General features: G+C 31.1%; 4 protein-coding genes. All 4 read left to right on the top strand.

The features are described from left to right. Window positions 1-115 precede the first annotated feature (115 nt). Complete coding sequence (locus WMO18_RS10845) at window positions 116-313, top strand: ferredoxin-thioredoxin reductase catalytic domain-containing protein (protein ID WP_211148404.1); 198 nt, start codon at window positions 116-118, stop codon at window positions 311-313. Between the two features lie 10 nt (window positions 314-323). Beyond that, window positions 324-641: a thioredoxin gene (gene trxA, locus WMO18_RS10840; protein WP_022505339.1), complete on the top strand. Its 318-nt coding sequence runs from the start codon at window positions 324-326 to the stop codon at window positions 639-641. Beyond that, entirely contained in the window at window positions 641-847 is a 207-nt protein-coding gene (locus tag WMO18_RS10835) for a hypothetical protein (RefSeq protein WP_022505340.1), read from the top strand. The genes trxA and WMO18_RS10835 overlap by 1 nt, the downstream gene beginning before the upstream one ends. 67 nt (window positions 848-914) lie before the next feature. Next, window positions 915-1,352: an RrF2 family transcriptional regulator gene (locus WMO18_RS10830; RefSeq protein ID WP_022505341.1), complete on the top strand. Its 438-nt coding sequence runs from the start codon at window positions 915-917 to the stop codon at window positions 1,350-1,352. The last annotated feature ends 273 nt before the right edge of the window (window positions 1,353-1,625 follow it).

Raw genomic sequence — 1,625 nt, 5'->3', positions numbered from 1 at the left:
CGATCTGTTTTCTTTGATGTTCACTTAAGTGTTCGTCCGAAAAAGTTTGCTTGCAATTGTATTGAGATGCACAATAAAATCATATATTCAAAATTAAAATTTTTAGGTTACGAAAATGAAAATAAGATATAATGAAAATAAAGAAATAGTAGAGGCAGTAAAACAAGGTCTTAAAGAAAAGGATGGCTATTGCCCTTGTAGAAGAGAAAAAACAGAGGACTACAAGTGTATGTGCAAGGAGTTTAGAGAACAAATTGCCGACCCTAACTTTGAGGGCTACTGTCACTGTATGCTATACTATAAAGAAAAATAAGGTGAAAAATATGAGTATTATTAATTTAACTAAAGATAGCTACCATAATGAGGTTATGGAAACTGAAAAGGTAGTAGTAATTGACTTTTGGGCAACTTGGTGTGGTCCTTGCAAGATGATGGCACCTGTAGTTGAAGAAGTTGCAAAGGATTATCCTGATGTAAAGGTTTGTAAAGTCAATGTTGATGAAGAACCTGAACTTTCAAATGCTTTCAAGATTGTAAGTATTCCAACCATTGTTGTTATTAAAAATGGTGAAATCATTGATTCTGTAGTTGGTTACAGACCAAAAGAAGATATTGAGAAGATTATTAAATTGGTGAAGTAATGATTTACAAAGTTCTTGATATTATTGAACCTGACTTTGGTTGTGAGGGTTTGCCTGATGGTCAAGTGCCAATGGATGAAGTGATACTGCTTGATGAAGACAACAACAAAAAAGTCATTAAGCAAGGGGATATGTATCTTTATCAAATGGATATTAATGTTGGTGACAATGTAGTAATTGTTGATAATAAGATAAAGAAGGCTTGATTTTTTCTTATCTCTCTGTTAAAATATAACTATTCCTATAGAAAAAGTAGGGAAAGGAGAGAAGAAAATGAAAGTTTCCACCAAAGGTAGATATGCATTGAGAATTTTAATTGACCTTGCTATTAACGCAAAGGATGGTTATATTTCAATTAAAAGCATTTCCGAAAGACAGAAAATTTCTATTAAATATATGGAAACCATTGTTGGTATGCTGAATAAAGGTGGTTTCTTAAACAGTCTTAGAGGTCATTCCGGTGGTTATAAGCTATCCAGACCGGCAAGTAATATTGTTGTTGGTGATGTGCTAAGATTTATTGAGGGTTCTTTAGCTCCGATTCCTTGCCTTGAAACAGAAGAAAATACTTGTGAACTTGCTTCAATGTGCCAGACTTTACCTTTCTGGAAAGGTCTTTATACTGTGGTTACTAATTATGTGGATAAGTTCACTATTGAAGATTTAATAGAAATGAATGATACAAATAAAGGTGACTTTTATTGTATCTAGCAACAGTTATATTTTCTAATTGAATAAGTATATTTCTAGTTTAATAAGTGTATTTTAAAGTGGTAGAACATTCTGCCACTTTTTTCTTTTATAAATTCTATTGTGTGATTTGATAATTATTTCTATAAATTTGGGTTTGTCTTTTTAATTTTAATTGTGGGTAAAGATGAATTTATTTTAAATTCAATCAGCTATAAAGAAAATTTATAGTGAGAATATGCATTTTAAATTATATATAACTATGACTCACAGGTGTAGGGGACATCATTGATG

Source organism: Ruminococcoides intestinihominis (assembly GCF_040096285.1).
In the GTDB taxonomy this organism is placed as follows: Bacteria; Bacillota; Clostridia; order Oscillospirales; family Acutalibacteraceae; genus Ruminococcoides; species Ruminococcoides intestinihominis.
The sequence above is the reverse complement of the archived record's forward strand: the minus strand, read 5'-3'. Positions and strand labels throughout refer to the sequence as shown.